The organism is Buchnera aphidicola (Melaphis rhois) (genome assembly GCF_005080745.1).
GTDB lineage: Bacteria > Pseudomonadota > Gammaproteobacteria > Enterobacterales > Enterobacteriaceae > Buchnera_B > Buchnera_B aphidicola_AT.
On the sequence record NZ_CP033004.1, the window covers coordinates 489,192 to 506,882 of the forward strand.

The window sequence follows — 17,691 nt, forward strand, 5'->3', positions numbered from 1 at the left end:
TCATTTTTTTATACCTGTAACTTCTTTAACAACTATATCAAACAGATGTTTCTTTACACCAGAATAATATTTAACTGCATTATTTTCACTAACATTCGCTACTTTTTTAAAATCAGAAATAGAACTTAATTTAAACGAAGATTTTTTAACACGTTCTATCCATTTCTGAAATAACAGATAATTAGATACCACTATAGTTTTAAATTTCATATTAGAAAATCCCTGTCCGCTATAATTTGAAGATATACCTTTATAAATTCCAGGTTGATTAGAAATTAAATTTAACTGCGTTTTCATACCTGCCATAGTATATATTTGACTACCAAGAGAAGGAATAAAAAAAGAATTCATTACAGAATTTGAAGTAAGTTCAAAAATTATTGGAGTATTAACTGGAAATACTAACTCATTAATAGTAGCAATATTTTTATCCGGATAGATAAATAACCATTTCCAATCTAATGATATAACATTAACCTTTAAAGGTTTAACATCAGAAATAATATGCTTGTTTGGATCTAAAGTATGTGAAGAATTCCATGATAATACAGAAAGGAAGAAAATTATAAGAACTGGAAAACTCCAAGACAATAATTCAATAAAACTAGAATGTGACCAATTAGGTCGATAATCAGAACTAGTATTATTCTCTCTATACTTTACTAAAAATAATATCGTCATAAAAAATACTGGAATTATAATACATATCATTAATAAAAAAGAAATGAATATTAATGATCTTTGTTCTAACGCAATGCTACCTTTTGGACATAAAACTCCACCGTTACATCCACTGAATAGAAAAATAAAACTTATTATTAAAAAAAAATTTAAAAAATGTGTAAGGCGTTGTGTAAAATGCATTTAATAACCTCAATTTTAAACCTTATATCATTCAAAATAATGTTAATTAAATAATTTTTTATAATAATTTAAAAAATTAAAATATACACAATTAAAATATAATATAAACCAAAATTTCTAAATATAGACATATAATTGATAATCGATTATATTTAAAATCAATTCAATCTCTACTAAAATGATATCTAACATTAAGAGTGTATGTGAATTTATTGAGATTATAAAATATTAAAGCGTATAAATACATTAAAATTTACATAGTTTATACATATTATAAAAAATTATATTGATAATTATAGTAAAATTATTTAACATTTTGTACTTAATACGTATATTATCATATAAGCTTTTCATTAAAATTAAATACAAATAAAAATGATAACAAAAAAAATAAAAAGTATATTAACATCTACATTTCAAATAGAAGTTATTAAAATTCGAAATGAAAGTAAATTACATTCAAAATTTATAACAAATCATTCACATTTCAAAATTATAATAGTTAGTAATGATTTCGTTAAATATAGCTTATTACAAAGACATCGAAAAATATACCATTTATTATCTACGTATATTTCTAGATATAAAATTCATGGACTAGCGTTATACACATATACTATTAATGAATGGAAAGAAAAAATTAAAACAAACTTAATTTCTCCTATATGTACACAATATACTCATAAAATTAATAACAACTAATGCATTAGATAAAACAAATATTATATAATTATATATTCATAATGGTTACAACAGTAATTGTATAAAACTGTTATATTTTGAATAGTCCACATATAAATATCTCTAGTCTCGACCTAATAAATTTCATTTAAATAAAAGATTTCTTATTAAAGTAAATAAACATTTCATAATGAACACACTATTAAAAGAATTTTAGTTACAATCAAATATTTCAATCCTATATTAAAGTATTTTGAGGTAGACAAATGACACTAGAAGTTAAAGCAAATAAAAGTTTATTTCGAAGTATTAACATTACTATCCCAAACGATATCATACAAAAATCCATAAAAGAAGAGTTAATTATACTAAATAATACCACACATATTAATGGCTTTAGAAAAGGAAAAGTGCCGTTACATATTTTAAATAAGAAGTATGAAAACAAGATTCAAGAAAGCGTATTAAAAAAATTAATGCAAAAATATTTTTTAAATGAAATAAGACAAAAAAACTTTAATATAGCTGGGTCACCTACATTCATTTTGAACCAATATGAAAAAGAAAAAGATTTAAATTATTCAATAGAATTCGAAATATATCCAAAATTTAAAATTAATATAAAAGAATGTACTGTAAATATACCAGTCATTAACATTACTGAACAAGATATAAAAAAATATGCAAGAGATTTTTTAAAACAAAACACTTGGATAGAAGTGAATAATACTATTAAATTGCATGATAAAGTTACGATTACTTGTATCCACCATACTATTAACCAAGATTTAAGCAAATATAATTTATACAATTTTCAATTTATTATTGGAAATAATGAGATTTTACCTGAAATAGAAAAAGAGATTCTAAATCACAAAACTAATGAATCTTTTCTTATTAATGTTAAATTTTCTAAAGATCATTACGAAACTGACATAGCAGGAAAAACAGCTAGAATAAAAATAATCATAAAAAAAGTTGAAAAACTTAAACCAATATTATTCAAAAGTAAAAACGATGAACTTAATTTAAACCAAAAACAATATGATATTGTTAAAATCATGCTACAAAAACAAGCACAAATAATAATTAAAAATTATATAAAATCTCAAATAATAAAACATTTAATGAAATCTAATCCAATAGACATTCCATCCACATTAATCAAAAATACTTTTTCAATTTTGAAAAAGAAAGAAATAAATACGTATAAAAAAAATAAAAAAAATGTTTTTAGAACTATTCATCAAAAAAATCTCATTTCAAAAGCGCGACATCAAGTTTTTACTACTATCTTATTAAGACAATTTATACAAGAAAATTCTTTAAAACCTGATTATAAAAAAATAATATTACTAATACAAGAAATGTCTAAATCACATAATCAAGCTACAAAACTAATTAATTTGTACAATAACAATACAAACATCAAACAATATTTTGAAAACATAGATCTAGAAAATCAAGTTGTTTCTAAAATATTAGAAAAATCAATTAAGCATAAAAATAATTATAGTTTTTACGAAGCTATAAACGAATTAAATAATATCAATATATGACATAAAAACTTATTTTGTATGAGTCATTAATATTAAATGCAAACTTAATTTCATGACTTATATTTCATAAAAAATAAATTTATTTCTTTTATTACCTTAAAAAAATAAATATATATTAACAAAATTTGTAGTTAATTAAAGTAATCAATTATAAAAACAACTATTTTAATATGTTAAAACAGTACTTATTCATTTCATACATAATGGAGATAATTATGTCATTGTATAATGAAATAAAAAATAATACGTTATTGATTCCTATGGTAATAGAAAAAACCTCTTACGGAGAAAGATCATATGACATATATTCCAGGTTATTAAGAGAAAGAATCATCTTTTTAACTGGAACTATTGAAGAAACCACAGCTAATTCTATAGTAGCTCAAATTCTATTTTTAGAATCTGAAAATTCAAGCCGAGATATCTTTTTATACATTAACTCACCAGGAGGAATAATTTCATCAGGCATGTCTATTTACGATACAATGCAATTTGTAAAACCAAATATTAATACAATTTGTATAGGACAAGCCTGTTCAATGGCAGCATTAATTCTTGCTTCTGGAAAAAAAGGAAAAAGATTTTGCCTACCTAATTCACGAATTATGATTCATCAGCCTCTAGGAGGATGTAACGGACAAGCTTCAGACATCGAAATTCATGCTCGAGAAATTATTAAAATTAAAAAAAGAACTAACCAATTAATGTCTATACATACCGGTAAAAACCTAAAATCTATAGAAGAAGATACTGAACGAGATTGTTTTCTTTCTTCTGAAGAAGCAGTCGAATATGGATTAATCGATTCTATCTTATATCATCGAAAATAAATTTTTCTCAAATAATCTAATGATAACTGTATTATTAATACTAAAATTATAACATACAAATAACTTGCAAGATTCTTGTGCTCAATTAAATGATATAAGGAAAAATAATGACAGATAACATTCAAGAAAACAATAACAAGCTACTATACTGTTCTTTTTGTGGTAAGAATCAAAAAGAAGTAAAAAAACTAATAGCAGGTCAATCAGTTTATATTTGCAATGAATGCATAAAATTATGTAACAATATTATTTGTGAGGAAATTGAAAAAAAAACATCTATAGAAAGTGATAAATATAATATACCAATTCCAGATAAAATAAATAATTATCTTAACAACTACGTAATAGGACAAAAAAAAACAAAAAAAATTTTATCCGTAGCAGTATATAATCATTACAAACGGATTCAAAATTTAAATTCAAAATACAATGTCGAACTAGGAAAAAGTAATATTTTACTTATTGGTCCTACAGGAAGTGGAAAAACATTACTAGCTGAAACATTAGCAAAATTTCTTGATGTCCCATTTGCTATAACTGATGCTACTACTTTAACAGAAGCTGGATATGTAGGAGAAGATGTTGAGAACGTTATTCAAAAATTATTAAGAACATGCGATTATAATATAAAACAAGCAGAACGAGGTATCATTTACATAGATGAAATAGATAAAATTTCTCGTAAATCTAGTAATCCCTCTATAACTAGAGACGTTTCTGGAGAAGGTGTTCAACAGGCTTTATTAAAACTTATAGAAGGAACTATAGCCTCAGTACCTATGCAAGGTGGAAGAAAACATCCCCAGCAAGAATTTTTTAAAGTAGATACCTCTAAAATTTTATTTATATGTGGAGGAACATTTTCCGGATTAGAGAAAATTATTTCCCAAAGAATAGAAACAAAATCGGTGATTGGATTCAATGCGAAAACAAATAAAAACAAACAACAATATACGAAAAACATACTGTTAGAAAAAGTAGAACCTAAAGATTTAATGAAATTTGGACTAATTCCAGAATTCATTGGAAGATTACCTATACTTACAACGTTACATGAACTAAACGAAACAGCATTAATACAAACGTTATGTCAACCTAAAAATGCGTTGATAAAACAATATCAAATACTATTTGATATCGAGGGGGTAAAATTAAAGTTTCATCAAGATGCAATTAAATCCATAGCAAAAAAAGCTTTATCTAGAAAAACAGGAGCACGCGGATTACGTTCAATAATAGAAAATGTTCTACTAGATATAATGTATAAATTACCCTCTATGACGAATGTTGAAAAAATAATAATTGATAAATTAGTAGTTCATGGGAAAATAACACCAAAAATAATTTATAAAAAATGCGATTCTGAATGAGTATCTAATCAATACTTATAAATTCCTAATTTTTATAAAATTATATTTTTTATTTTTATTGCCGTAACTTATTAAAATTAAATATCGAATTATCATACCGAAATGTTCAAACTTATCATAACTTTAAACTATATATTAGTCATTTTTCAATATAATTTAAAAAATTTTAAAATATTATTGAAATCAAGAGAGAGAATTTTATGAATCCAGAACGTTCTGAATACGTTGAAATTCCTGTTTTACCATTGAGAGACGTAGTAGTTTATCCATACATGGTTATTCCGTTATTTGTAGGACGAGAAAAATCTATAAAATGTATCGAAGCTTCTATGATAAATAATAAAAAAATCATGTTAGTTGCACAAAAAGAATCGGATATTGACGATCCCACCAATAACGATTTATTTACCATTGGAACAACAGCCTCTATACTTCAAATGCTAAAATTACCTGATGGAACGGTTAAAGTACTAGTAGAAGGATTACAACGTGCAAATATAAAGCAACTTAAAAACAACGGAGATTACTTTATTGCACAAATAGAATTAATTATTACTCCTAATATTTCAGATAAAGAACAAACTGTTCTAATTCGAGCAGCATTAAATCAATTCGAAACGTATGTAAAACTAAACAAAAAAATTCCACCAGAAATATTAAATTCTTTATCTAATATTGATAATGCCGCTCAACTATCAGATATAATTGCTACGCACATGCCACTTAAATTATCTGAAAAGCAATCTATCTTGGAAATATATCGAGTTAACGATCGACTAGAGCATCTCATGGCAATCATGGAATCTGAAATTGATTTACTCAATGTAGAAAAACGAATTCGAAATCGTGTTAAAAAACAAATGGAAAAAAGTCAAAGAGAATATTATTTAAACGAACAAATAAAAGCAATTCAAAAAGAACTAGGAGAAATAGACGAAAATTTAGACGAAAACGAAATTTTAAAAAGAAAAATACAATCTTCTAAAATGCCAAAAGAAGCAAAAGAAAAGACAGAATCTGAACTTAATAAATTAAAAATGATGTCACCTATGTCAGCTGAAGCTACAGTAGTAAGAAGCTACATAGATTGGATGATACAAATACCTTGGTATAAAAAAAGCAAAATAAAAAAAGATCTCAAAGAAGCTAAAACCATTCTTGATTCAGATCATTTTGGATTGGATAAAGTAAAAGAACGAATTCTCGAATATTTAGCAGTTCAAAGCAGAATTAATAAAATGAAAGGACCTATATTATGTTTGGTAGGACCACCTGGTGTGGGCAAAACGTCTCTAGGACAATCTATAGCAAGAGCAACAGGAAGAAAATATATTAGAATGGCATTAGGAGGGATTAGAGACGAAGCAGAAATACGAGGTCACAGAAGAACATACATAGGTTCTATGCCTGGTAAATTAATTCAAAAAATTGCAAAATCAGGAGTAAAAAATCCACTTTTTCTGTTAGATGAAATAGATAAAATGTCTTGTGATGTTCGAGTAGATCCATCTTCTGCCTTATTAGAAGTATTAGATCCAGAGCAAAATGTAACTTTTAATGACCACTATTTAGAAGTAGATTATGATCTTTCCGAAGTCATGTTTATTGCTACTTCTAATTCTACAAATATTCCTTCACCTTTACTAGATCGGATGGAAATTATTAGAATCTCTGGCTATACTGAAGATGAAAAACTAAATATAGCAAAATCTTATTTAAAACCTAAACAAATAAAAAGAAATGCCTTAAAAAAAAATGAACTTGAAATAAAAGATTCTGCTATTATCAATATAATTAGATATTATACACGCGAAGCTGGCGTAAGAAATCTTGAACGTGAACTATCAAAAATATGTCGCAAATGTGTTAAAACTCTAGTTTTAAACAAATCATTAAATAAAATACAAATTAATAGCGAAAATTTAAACTTCTATCTTGGCGTTCAACGATTTGATTATGGAAAAATAATTAATAAAAACCAAATTGGACAAGTAATTGGCTTAGCATGGACTGAGGTTGGAGGTGAACTATTAACTATCGAAACTGCTTGCATATTAGGAAAAGGTAAATTAATTTATACTGGATCATTAGGAGAAGTAATGCAAGAATCCATTCAGGCTGCATTAACTGTAGTAAGATCTCAAGCACATAAATTAGGCATCAAACACAATTTCCACGAAAAACATGACATTCACGTCCATGTTCCAGAAGGTGCTACACCTAAAGATGGTCCTAGTGCAGGTATTGCGATGTGTACAGCAATAGTTTCTTGCCTCACAAATAATCCAGTGCGATCAGATATTGCTATGACCGGAGAAATTACTCTTAGAGGACAAATTTTAACTATAGGAGGATTAAAAGAAAAATTATTAGCTGCTCATCGAGGCGGTATTAAAAAAGTATTAATTCCCTATGATAATAAACGAGATTTAGAAGAAATTCCTAAAAACGTTCTTTTAGGATTATGTATTCATCCTGTGAAGCATATTGAAGAAGTATTAAATTTATCATTAGAACGCATACCTTATGAATTAATAAAATAAAAATTTTTTGAACAAAACTGTTAAAATATAAAATAGACTGGCAAAGAATTAAAATATTATTGCCAGTCCAAATACACGATACTTGAAAGCTAAACTACATAATTATTCATGTAAAACTACCGAGATGACCAAAAAAAAAATAAAATTAATATTTTCTAACATAATTATTATAATATTTTTTATTATAATTACATTTTCATTAATTTTTACAAAAATGAATTATTATCCATTCATTAATAAAAACCATTATGTTATAAAAGTTAATGATGATGAAATAAATTCAGAAGAACTTTTGAAAAGATATTCTATTGAATTACTACAACTCAAAAAAAAACTAAACTTAAATAATTTAGATAAATCATACAACAATTTTTATAAATCAAAAATATATAAAAAAATAATATCCGATATAATTTATGAAACGTTACTAAAACAATATATACATAAATTAAAAATATCTGTAAGTGATGCAGATGTTAAGTATTATATACATAATCAAATAATTTTTAAAAAAAACAATGTTTTTAACGTTGATAAATATTATTCTGTTCTTCACAATTTAAACATTAGTACTAAAGAATATGTTAATAAAATAAAAACGCATTTAAAAATAAAACAATTTATTTATTTTATTACTAATTCAATATTTACGTTAGAAAAAGAAACTAATAACTTTATTAAATCACTATCACAAATTAGAGTAATAAAAATTGCTCCTATAAATATTCTTCACGTTTTTAAAAAATTTATTATTACAAATAGTACTAAAATAACAAAAAAAAACATTAATAATTATAACAATAAAATTGCAATTGAAACAAATAGAATTAAATATTCTCTAATGATAACAAAAATAATAAATGCACTTCATGACAAACCAAACAAACTATTAAAAAAAATAGATCTAAAGTTCGAAAAGCCACAATTATTTTCTAAATTCCATTTTAATAAGCTAGCAAAACTAATATTTAGTCTTCCAACTCCTAAAAAGAACAAAAATGCTTACTTTTTTATCATTAAAAATAACAATAACTTATCACTAGTAAAATTCTATAAAATAATACATATAAAATTTTCTAAACAACAAAAAAAAGCGCTTTTATCACAATTATTCCAACATAATCTCAACATGATACTAAATTCTATTCTTAACGACTTATATATGAAATCCACTATTTCATATGGAAAATTAAATAGCTTCGAAAATATTTTCGAAATAAATTAAAATATATATATTTTATAAATTAAATCTATAATAATTTTTCAAAAGATTAAAACAAAAAAATTCATGACATTAAACATAAAATATTGAAATCAATATAAGACATAACATCTCAATTTTCTGCTAAATTATTAAAATAAATTAAAAATTTTTTATAAAATTAATTTTTAAATTGTCAAATACAAAATAAAAATTAACTTAAATATAAATGTTTTATAATTATGTACACATCTAATATTTTAATTTAACTGCTAGGATGTTTGTGTGAACTTATTTAAACAACTAAGTTGGTATTTCATAAGAGAATGGAAAAAATATTTAATAGCTATTATTCTATTAATTTTTATTTCTATATTACAATTATTTCCACCAAGACTAGTAGGATTTCTAATAGATTCTATCATAAAAGAGGAAATCCGTGGAAACCAAATTTTTATTTGGATATTAATAATTTTATTTATTGCACTAATAATTTACGTTCTTAGGTATATGTGGAGAATTTTTCTATTTGGAGCTGCATATAAACTTGCTATGGAACTAAGAATAAAAATTTATGATTATATTAGTAGAACAAATCAAACATTTTATCTAAAATATAAAACTGGTGATTTAATGATACGCATTACTAATGATGTAGATAAAGTCGTATTTGCAGCTGGTGAAGGAGTATTAACACTCATCGACTCTTTAGTGATGGGATTATCTGTTTTAATTGTTATGATTATACAAATAAATTGGAAACTAACTATATGTTCTCTACTTCCAATGCCAATCATGGCTATCATGATAAATAAGGTTGGAAAAAAAATACACCAAAATTTTCAACAATCCCAAATAGCATTTTCTAATTTAAATAATCGTACACAAGAAAGTTTAAATAGCATGAACTTAATCAAAGCTTTCGGTTTAGAACAATATCAAATAAAAAAATTTTATAATATGTTAACATGTCTAGGAAAAAAAAATGCTGAAGTTGCAAAAATCGATGCTATATTTGATCCTATCATACATTTATCTGTATCCTTATCTAATTTACTAGCAATTATAATTGGGGGATGGTTATTCTGGAATAAAACAATTAGTATGGGACAATTAACTAGTTTTATAATGTATCTCGGATTAATGATTTGGCCAATGCTAGCTTTAGCATGGATGTTTAATATAGTAGAAAGAGGAAGTGCAGCATGGAACCGAATACAACTAATTCTTAACCATGATACTCCAGAAGAAAAAAAACATATACAAATTCCAATATACTTTAATAAATTACATATTAATATTAAACAATTCTACTATTATAAATGCAAAACCATAATATTGAAAAATATTAATTTTTCATTATACCAAGGACAAACTATTGGTATTTGTGGTCCAACGGGATCAGGAAAAAGTACATTATTAAAGCTAATTCAACAACAATTTTTAATATCAAATGGAAATATATTATATAATTCAATTCCAATCTCTAAGTTTAAAATAACAGAATGGAGAAAAAAAATTGCAGTAGTAGATCAAACTACGTTTTTATTTTCAGATACCATTTTTAATAATATTGCAATAGGGAAAAAATACGCTTCTAAAAAAGAGGTTGAAGAAGTAGCTTATCTATCAGATCTGCATAAAGATATTATTAAATTTCCGTATGGATATAATACTCAAGTTGGAGATCGTGGAGTAATGTTATCTGGAGGACAAAAACAACGCATATCTATTGCTCGAGCATTATTATCAAAATCAGAAATATTAATCTTAGATAACGCTTTATCTGCTGTAGATGGAGAAACTGAATCAAAAATATTAAATAATTTTCAAACTGTTAAAAAAAAGGGATGTACAATAATTATCTGTACTCATCGATTGCCACTACTAATTAATTCAAATAAAATTATAGTTATAAAAAACGGTACTATAATACAGAAAGGAAAACATGAAAAACTGATTATGGAGAAAAAAAAATGGTATTATTCTATGTATTTACATAAAAAAACATTATAAAGTTAAAAAACAATAAGGAAATATTATGAAATGAAGCATTTGATACATTTTTGGCCAATATTAAAACGATTATTATGCTATGGAAAAAATTATAAAAAACATTTAATATTAGGATTTGTCTGTTTATTACTAGCATCGATATTTGAAGTATTAGGTCCTGTATTAATTAGTTATTTTATACAAAATAGTTTAGTCACGCATCAAATGCATATTTCTGTATTACTAATGACCATCGTTATCTACATACTTCTACAAATCATATCATCTATATTTAACTATCTTCAAGATATTATATTTAATAAAATATCGATAAAAATTATTGAAAAACTTCGTTTTAATGTAATGTCATCAACTTTAGACCTGCCTATAAATAAATTCAATCAACAACCTGCAGGGCAATTAATTTCATGTGTTACAAACGATACAGAAGTTATAAAAGAACTATACGAAACTTTCATTTCAACCTTATTTCGAAGTATTATACTAATTAGTGTTACTTTAATAACTATGTTCACTTTAGAGTGGAGAATGGCTAGTATAGCAATTACTATGTTCCCATTAGTATTAATTATAACATTATCATATCAGTATTACAGTAAACCAATTCTAAAAAAAGTCAGAAAATATGTTACTAAAATTTATAATATTTTTAATGAAGTAATTAATGGTATTAATGTCATACAACAATTTGGATTAGAAACAAAATTTAAAAATTCTATAGAAAATACCAGTAAACTACATTATTTAGCTCGTATGAATATACTAAAATTAGATGCACTTTTGTTAAGACCGTTACTTAATCTTTTTTCAACTATCATATTATGTGGACTAATTCTACTATTTGGATTGTATCCAAAAGGATTTTTTGAAATTGGAACATTATATGCATTTATTACTTATTTAGGTCGTCTAAATGAGCCATTAATAACTATTGCATCTCAACAATCTATCTTACAACAAGCGATAGTATCAGGGGAAAGAATATTTGAATTAATAGATACTACTAAACAAAAATATGGAACAGATACTGTTAACTTAAAAACAGGAGAAATATACATTAACAATCTAAATTTTTGCTATGACAATAACTGTAAAAATACACTAAATAACATTAACCTAAATATTTCTTCAAAGAAATTCATAGCATTGGTAGGACATACAGGTAGTGGTAAAAGTACTCTAGCACAACTTTTAATGGGATATTATCCTATTAAAAATGGAAGCATCTATTTAGATCGAAGAAATATAAATACATTAAGTAAAAAAGTTTTACGAAATGGAATATCTATCGTTCAACAAGATCCTATTATTCTAGACGATTCTATTTTAGAAAATATTACTGTCGGAAGAAAAATACCTAAATCTGATGTTTGGAATATTTTAAACAAAGTGCATCTAATTAAATTAGTTAAATCTATGCCAAAAGGAATATATTCTATTTTAGGTGAAAATGGAAACATACTATCTGTAGGACAAAAGCAACTATTATCTATTGCCAGAGTATTAATCTCAAATCCAAAAATACTAATTTTAGACGAAGCAACAGCAAATATAGATTTAGAAACAGAAAAAAAAATTCAAATTATACTCTCGTCAATTAAAAATCATACTACACTAATTGTAATTGCTCACAGATTATCCACAGTTAAAAATGCAGATGAAATTGTAGTTTTTCATCATGGTAAAATAGTAGAACAAGGAACGCATGATAATCTGATACAGAACAAAAAATTTTACTGGAAAATATATAACAGTCAGAACGATAATAATAGTGGTATCTAAAATTAAGAAAAACCTCTGTTAGAAAAATCATAATACCTGTATTACTCAATATGGCTGCTATTTTCCAATCCTGACCAATTTTTTAAGACTACAGTACTAGAGTACTAACAGAGAATTTTCCTTACAAGTTTATTTTATATTAAAATTTTATTAATTACAAACTTTTTTATTACTTTTATAACCAGATTATACTAACTATTTATATTAATTAAACAATACTAATATATTATAAAATATTCTTGATAAAAGCATTTTGTGCTAAAATTATTAATTAATTTTAAATAAAACTCATAATAATGAACTATCAAATTTTAGCTAATAAATGGCGACCTAAAACATTTAGTCATGTCATTGGTCAAAAATATATTATTACTGCTATACGTAACGGATTAAAACTCGGTCGAATACATCATACATGGTTATTTCATGGAATTCAAGGCACTGGAAAGACAACTATTTCCCGATTATTAGCAAAAAGTTTGAATTGTAAAATAGGAATTACACATGCTCCATGCAGAACTTGTTCTAATTGTAAAGATATAGAACAAGGAAAATTCATCGATTTATTTGAAATAGATGCAGCTACACGAACTAAAGTAGAAGATATGAAAGAACTATTAGACAATATCAATTATTTACCATCGCAAGGAAGATTTAAAGTTTATATAATAGATGAAATTCATATGTTGTCAAAACATAGTTTTAATTCTCTTTTAAAAATAATTGAAGAACCACCAAAACATATCAAATTCATTTTAGCAACAACGAATATAGAAAAAGTACCAAAAACTATCTTATCTCGCTGTTTACACTTTAAGCTTACATCAATTCACCACAATGAAATATTAATACGAATCAAACATATATTATCACAAGAAAATATAAAATTTGAAAATCAAGCAATAAAACTATTATCTATAGAATCTCAAGGTAGCTTAAGAGATGCATTAAATTTAACAGAGCAAGCAATTTCTATGGGAAATGAACAAGTTTCGACTAAAATTGTAGAAAAAATGTTAAGAAGATTAAATAGTAGTCAAATAATAAAAATTATTGTGGCACTACTACAAAAAGATCATAAAACAATATTATCATTATTAGAATATATAAACACAATCGATATTAACTGGGAACATATATTAATAGAAATTCTTAAATCATTATATCAAATAGCCATGTTTAAAACATTTCCAGAAATAAATAAAAATAATTTATTTTTTGAAAACGAAGAAGAAAACGAAATAATGTGTAAAATTTCAAAAATATCTAAATATATAGATATTCAATCATACTATAAAACTATGTTAATAGGCAGAAAAGAACTCAACATAGCTCCAAGTTATCAAATTGGAGTAGAAATGACTCTTTTACGTGCACTAAACCTTGATACAACTCCAATAAAAATAAATATTTCTAATAATACTTAAAAATAATGATATAAGTCAATTCGATAACACGTCAAAATTCCTGTATTCTGTTATAAAATTTATACATAATGTATTAATATCATTAATGCAAATATTCTTTATGATTACATTAAAATAGGAAAAAGTATGTTTTCTAAAAATGGGTTAAATAATTTAATAAAACAAGCACAAGAAATTCAAGAAAAAATGACTAAAATTCGACAAGAAGTATCTACTATAGAAGTAATTGGTGAATCTGGAGCTGGAGCAGTAAAAGTGACATTAATTGGAATAAATAATTGTAAAAAAATTGAAATAGATTCAATTCTGATAATACAACGTGACAAAGAAATACTAGAAGACTTAATAGTAGCAGCGTTTAACGATGCAATACGACGTATATTAGATTTACAAAAACAAAAAATGTCTTCTATTTCATCTGATATACCATTCTCAAACGAATTAAATATTCCTATTTAAAGCGTATATTACATATACAATTTCTTATATAAAACTATATTTTGATATGAATACTTAAAATTTAATGTATATATTTAAATAGTAAAAAATTTTATCTTTTGTATCAAAAATGTTATCGTTATACAATAAACAATAATTAATCTATTACTACTTAATATATAAAAATAAAATAATGATTATGTCTTACATTTAAATACAATCATTAATAAATATTAATTACGAGAAAATTTATGAATACCAACAAAAAAACATATGAATTTCAATCAGAAACTAACGAAATACTACATCTAATGGTTCATTCTCTATATTCTAATAAAGAGATATTTTTAAGAGAACTTATTTCTAATGCTTCTGACGCAATCGATAAGCTAAAATTTAAGTCGATTTCTTCACCAGAACTATACGAACAAGACCATGACATGCATATTAGAGTTTATATAGATAAAAAAAATAATAGTTTAACAATTAGTGACAACGGCATAGGAATGACATATCAGGAAATTATTAATAATTTAGGAACAATAGCAAAATCTGGAACAAAAGAATTTCTAAAATCTTATAATAAATTAAATCAAGAAAAAAACAATCTAATAGGAAAATTTGGAGTTGGGTTTTATTCAGCATTTATTGTATCTAAAAAAATAATAGTAGAAAGCAGATTCGGTGGTTTAAACAAAAGTGAAGGAGTATTATGGGAATCCGAAGGAAAGGGAAAATATGAAGTAAGCAAAATAAATAAAGAAAATAGAGGAACAGATATAATTTTATATTTAAAACCAGAAGAAAAGTTTTTTTTAGAATCATGGAATATAAAAAACATTATTAATAAATATTCTAATCATATCTCTGTTCCAATAGAAATAAACGTATATGATGAGAAAAAACAAACTAATCAATGGGAACAAATTAATCAAGCTCAAGCACTTTGGACATTAAAAAAATCCGATATTACAGATGAAGACTACAAAAATTTTTATAAACAACTTACTCATGACACTAATGATCCAATTATATGGACGCATAACAAAATAGAAGGTGCTCACGAATATACTATTTTACTATTTATTCCTTCAAAATCTGCGTGGGATATTTGGAATAGAGAAAATAAACATGGTTTAAAGCTATATGTAAAACGAATATATATTATGGACGATGCAGAACAATTTTTGCCGAATTATTTACGATTTGTAAAAGGAATTATTGATTCAAATAACTTACCACTTAATGTATCTCGAGAAGTGTTACAAGATAACCAACTAACTAAAAACTTAAAAAAAACACTTACTAAAAGAATATTAAAATTATTACACGATCTTTCTAAAGATAAAAATTCTTATAAATTATTTTGGTCACAATTTGGGCTAGTTTTAAAAGAAGGTCCAGCCGAAAATCCTGAAAATAGAGACTTAATTTCAAATCTTTTACGATTTTATTCGATGCAAAAGAATTCTATAGACAATATGATATCTTTAAAAGATTATGTTAGTAATATGAATAACAACCAAGAAAAAATTTATTTTATTACAGCAGATAATTATTCTTCTGCTATAAATAGTCCTCATTTAGAATTTTTTAAAAAAAACAACATAGACGTATTACTATTAACTGATAAAATAGATGAATGGATGATGAACTATTTAACTGAATTTGATGGAAAAAAATTCCAATCAGTTAGTAAACATGATGAATCAATCGAAAAGTTAAACGATAATATTGATAACTCACCAAAAAATTTAAATAATGACTTAGGTGAACTATTAAATAGAATTAAAAGTATATTAAAGCAAAAAATAAAAGACGTTCGTTTTACTAATAAATTAACACACACTCCTGCAATGGTTATAACAGATTCTAACGATATGACTACTCAAATGGCAAAACTATTTTCCGCTGCAGGACAAACTGTTCCCGAAATAAAATATATTTTCGAAATAAATCCAAATCATGAATTAATAAAAAAAATCAGCCAAGAAATAAATGAAGAAAAATTTAAAAATTGGATAAAAATATTATTTGACCAGTCAATCCTATTAGAAAAAAATACTTTAGAAAATCCTAGTGAGTTTATAACTAGAATTAATAATATTTTAATAAATTGTAATTAATATAAATTTAATAAGAAAAGAATTAAAAAATGCATTTTCTTTACACTGAGGTACAAAAGAGAAAATATGCGTATTGTTTTACTCGGAGCGCCTGGATCAGGAAAAGGAACACAAGCTCAATTTATCGAACAAAAATATCATCTTCCGAAAATATCTATTGGAGACATATTGAGACAAATAATAAATAATAATGCTCCATTAAGTAAACAAATAAAATCTACAATATATAATGGAAAATTAATATCAGATGAAATTGTTACAGAACTGGTACAGAGTTATATTACTAAAATAGATTACAATTTAGGATTTATACTCGATGGATTTCCACGTACTATTTCTCAAGCTAAAATGATTGAAAACAATAAAATAAGTATTGATTATTTTTTTGAACTTAAAATACCAACTAAAATAATATTAGAACGTATTCAAAAAAGAAGAACAGGTGTTGTTTCAAAAAATACTTATCATTTAAATAACTCGATCTGTTCTAAAAATATAAATTGTACAAATTCAATTCAAAGATTTGATGATAACACGGAAGTTATAAAAACTAGATTAGAAGAATATAACAAGTTCACTATACCTCTTATAAATTATTTGAATAATAGTTGTAAAAAAATAAACTATCGTTATTACATCATAGATGGAACTCAAACTATACAAAACATTAATAACGAAATTAAAAAAATCTTAAATTAACATTTTTATTTTTAATTACTTGATAATCTTAACTATATTATTTTTGCGCTCTATAGGATTCGAACCTATGACCTACGGCTTAGAAGGCCGTTGCTCTATCCAACTGAGCTAAGAGCGCAATTAATTTTTTACTATACGTTTTAACAAATAAAAAG

The 17,691-nt window shown here is 24.6% G+C and carries 13 protein-coding genes, 1 tRNA gene and 1 other RNA gene; 12 read left to right on the forward strand and 3 right to left on the reverse strand.

Going from position 1 to position 17,691, the window contains the following annotated elements; all coding sequences use genetic code 11:
• Positions 1-864, reverse strand: coding sequence for a ubiquinol oxidase subunit II (gene cyoA, locus D9V73_RS02190; protein ID WP_158336642.1), 864 nt, complete (start codon positions 862-864; stop codon positions 1-3).
• A 375-nt stretch (positions 865-1,239) separates the two neighbouring features.
• Between cyoA and D9V73_RS02195 the strand changes: the two genes are divergently transcribed.
• The 8 genes from D9V73_RS02195 (at position 1,240) to D9V73_RS02230 (ending at position 12,846) form a co-directional block, all read left to right on the forward strand.
• Entirely contained in the window at positions 1,240-1,566 is a 327-nt protein-coding gene (locus D9V73_RS02195; protein ID WP_158336643.1) for a BolA family protein, read from the forward strand.
• A 245-nt stretch (positions 1,567-1,811) separates the two neighbouring features.
• A complete protein-coding gene (tig, locus tag D9V73_RS02200) occupies positions 1,812-3,104 on the forward strand; it encodes a trigger factor (RefSeq protein ID WP_158336644.1) in 1,293 nt (430 codons plus the stop codon).
• A gap of 215 nt (positions 3,105-3,319) precedes the next feature.
• On the forward strand, positions 3,320-3,934 hold the full coding sequence (clpP, locus tag D9V73_RS02205; RefSeq protein WP_158336645.1) for an ATP-dependent Clp endopeptidase proteolytic subunit ClpP: 615 nt from the start codon (positions 3,320-3,322) through the stop codon (positions 3,932-3,934).
• Positions 3,935-4,041: 107 nt separating this feature from the next.
• Complete coding sequence (clpX, locus tag D9V73_RS02210; RefSeq protein WP_158336646.1) at positions 4,042-5,304, forward strand: ATP-dependent Clp protease ATP-binding subunit ClpX; 1,263 nt, start codon at positions 4,042-4,044, stop codon at positions 5,302-5,304.
• A gap of 200 nt (positions 5,305-5,504) precedes the next feature.
• Positions 5,505-7,847, forward strand: coding sequence for an endopeptidase La (gene lon, locus D9V73_RS02215; protein ID WP_158336647.1), 2,343 nt, complete (start codon positions 5,505-5,507; stop codon positions 7,845-7,847).
• A gap of 124 nt (positions 7,848-7,971) precedes the next feature.
• On the forward strand, positions 7,972-9,072 hold the full coding sequence (locus D9V73_RS02220) for a SurA N-terminal domain-containing protein (protein ID WP_158336648.1): 1,101 nt from the start codon (positions 7,972-7,974) through the stop codon (positions 9,070-9,072).
• A 261-nt stretch (positions 9,073-9,333) separates the two neighbouring features.
• On the forward strand, positions 9,334-11,064 hold the full coding sequence (locus D9V73_RS02225) for an ABC transporter transmembrane domain-containing protein (protein ID WP_158336649.1): 1,731 nt from the start codon (positions 9,334-9,336) through the stop codon (positions 11,062-11,064).
• A gap of 30 nt (positions 11,065-11,094) precedes the next feature.
• On the forward strand, positions 11,095-12,846 hold the full coding sequence (locus tag D9V73_RS02230) for a SmdB family multidrug efflux ABC transporter permease/ATP-binding protein (protein ID WP_158336651.1): 1,752 nt from the start codon (positions 11,095-11,097) through the stop codon (positions 12,844-12,846).
• A gap of 13 nt (positions 12,847-12,859) precedes the next feature.
• Here the strand turns inward: D9V73_RS02230 and ffs are convergent.
• Positions 12,860-12,956, reverse strand: an RNA gene (gene ffs, locus D9V73_RS02235) — signal recognition particle sRNA small type.
• 186 nt (positions 12,957-13,142) lie between these two features.
• On the opposite strand from ffs, the gene dnaX reads away from it, so the two are divergent.
• The 4 genes from dnaX to D9V73_RS02255 all read left to right on the forward strand — a co-directional run bounded on the left by dnaX (position 13,143) and on the right by D9V73_RS02255 (position 17,536).
• The gene (dnaX, locus tag D9V73_RS02240) at positions 13,143-14,273 is read left to right on the forward strand and encodes a DNA polymerase III subunit gamma/tau (RefSeq protein WP_158336653.1); all 1,131 of its coding nucleotides are present in this window, start codon (positions 13,143-13,145) and stop codon (positions 14,271-14,273) included.
• Between the two features lie 126 nt (positions 14,274-14,399).
• Positions 14,400-14,732 carry a YbaB/EbfC family nucleoid-associated protein gene (locus D9V73_RS02245; RefSeq protein WP_158336655.1) on the forward strand — a complete coding sequence of 111 codons (333 nt, stop codon included), beginning with the start codon at positions 14,400-14,402 and terminating at the stop codon, positions 14,730-14,732.
• 230 nt (positions 14,733-14,962) lie between these two features.
• The gene (htpG, locus tag D9V73_RS02250; RefSeq protein WP_158336657.1) at positions 14,963-16,837 is read left to right on the forward strand and encodes a molecular chaperone HtpG; all 1,875 of its coding nucleotides are present in this window, start codon (positions 14,963-14,965) and stop codon (positions 16,835-16,837) included.
• A 66-nt stretch (positions 16,838-16,903) separates the two neighbouring features.
• Entirely contained in the window at positions 16,904-17,536 is a 633-nt protein-coding gene (locus D9V73_RS02255; protein WP_158336659.1) for an adenylate kinase family protein, read from the forward strand.
• A gap of 44 nt (positions 17,537-17,580) precedes the next feature.
• On the opposite strand, the gene D9V73_RS02260 is transcribed toward D9V73_RS02255, so the two are convergent.
• A tRNA-Arg gene (locus tag D9V73_RS02260) sits at positions 17,581-17,654 on the reverse strand.
• Between the last annotated feature and the right edge of the window lie 37 nt (positions 17,655-17,691).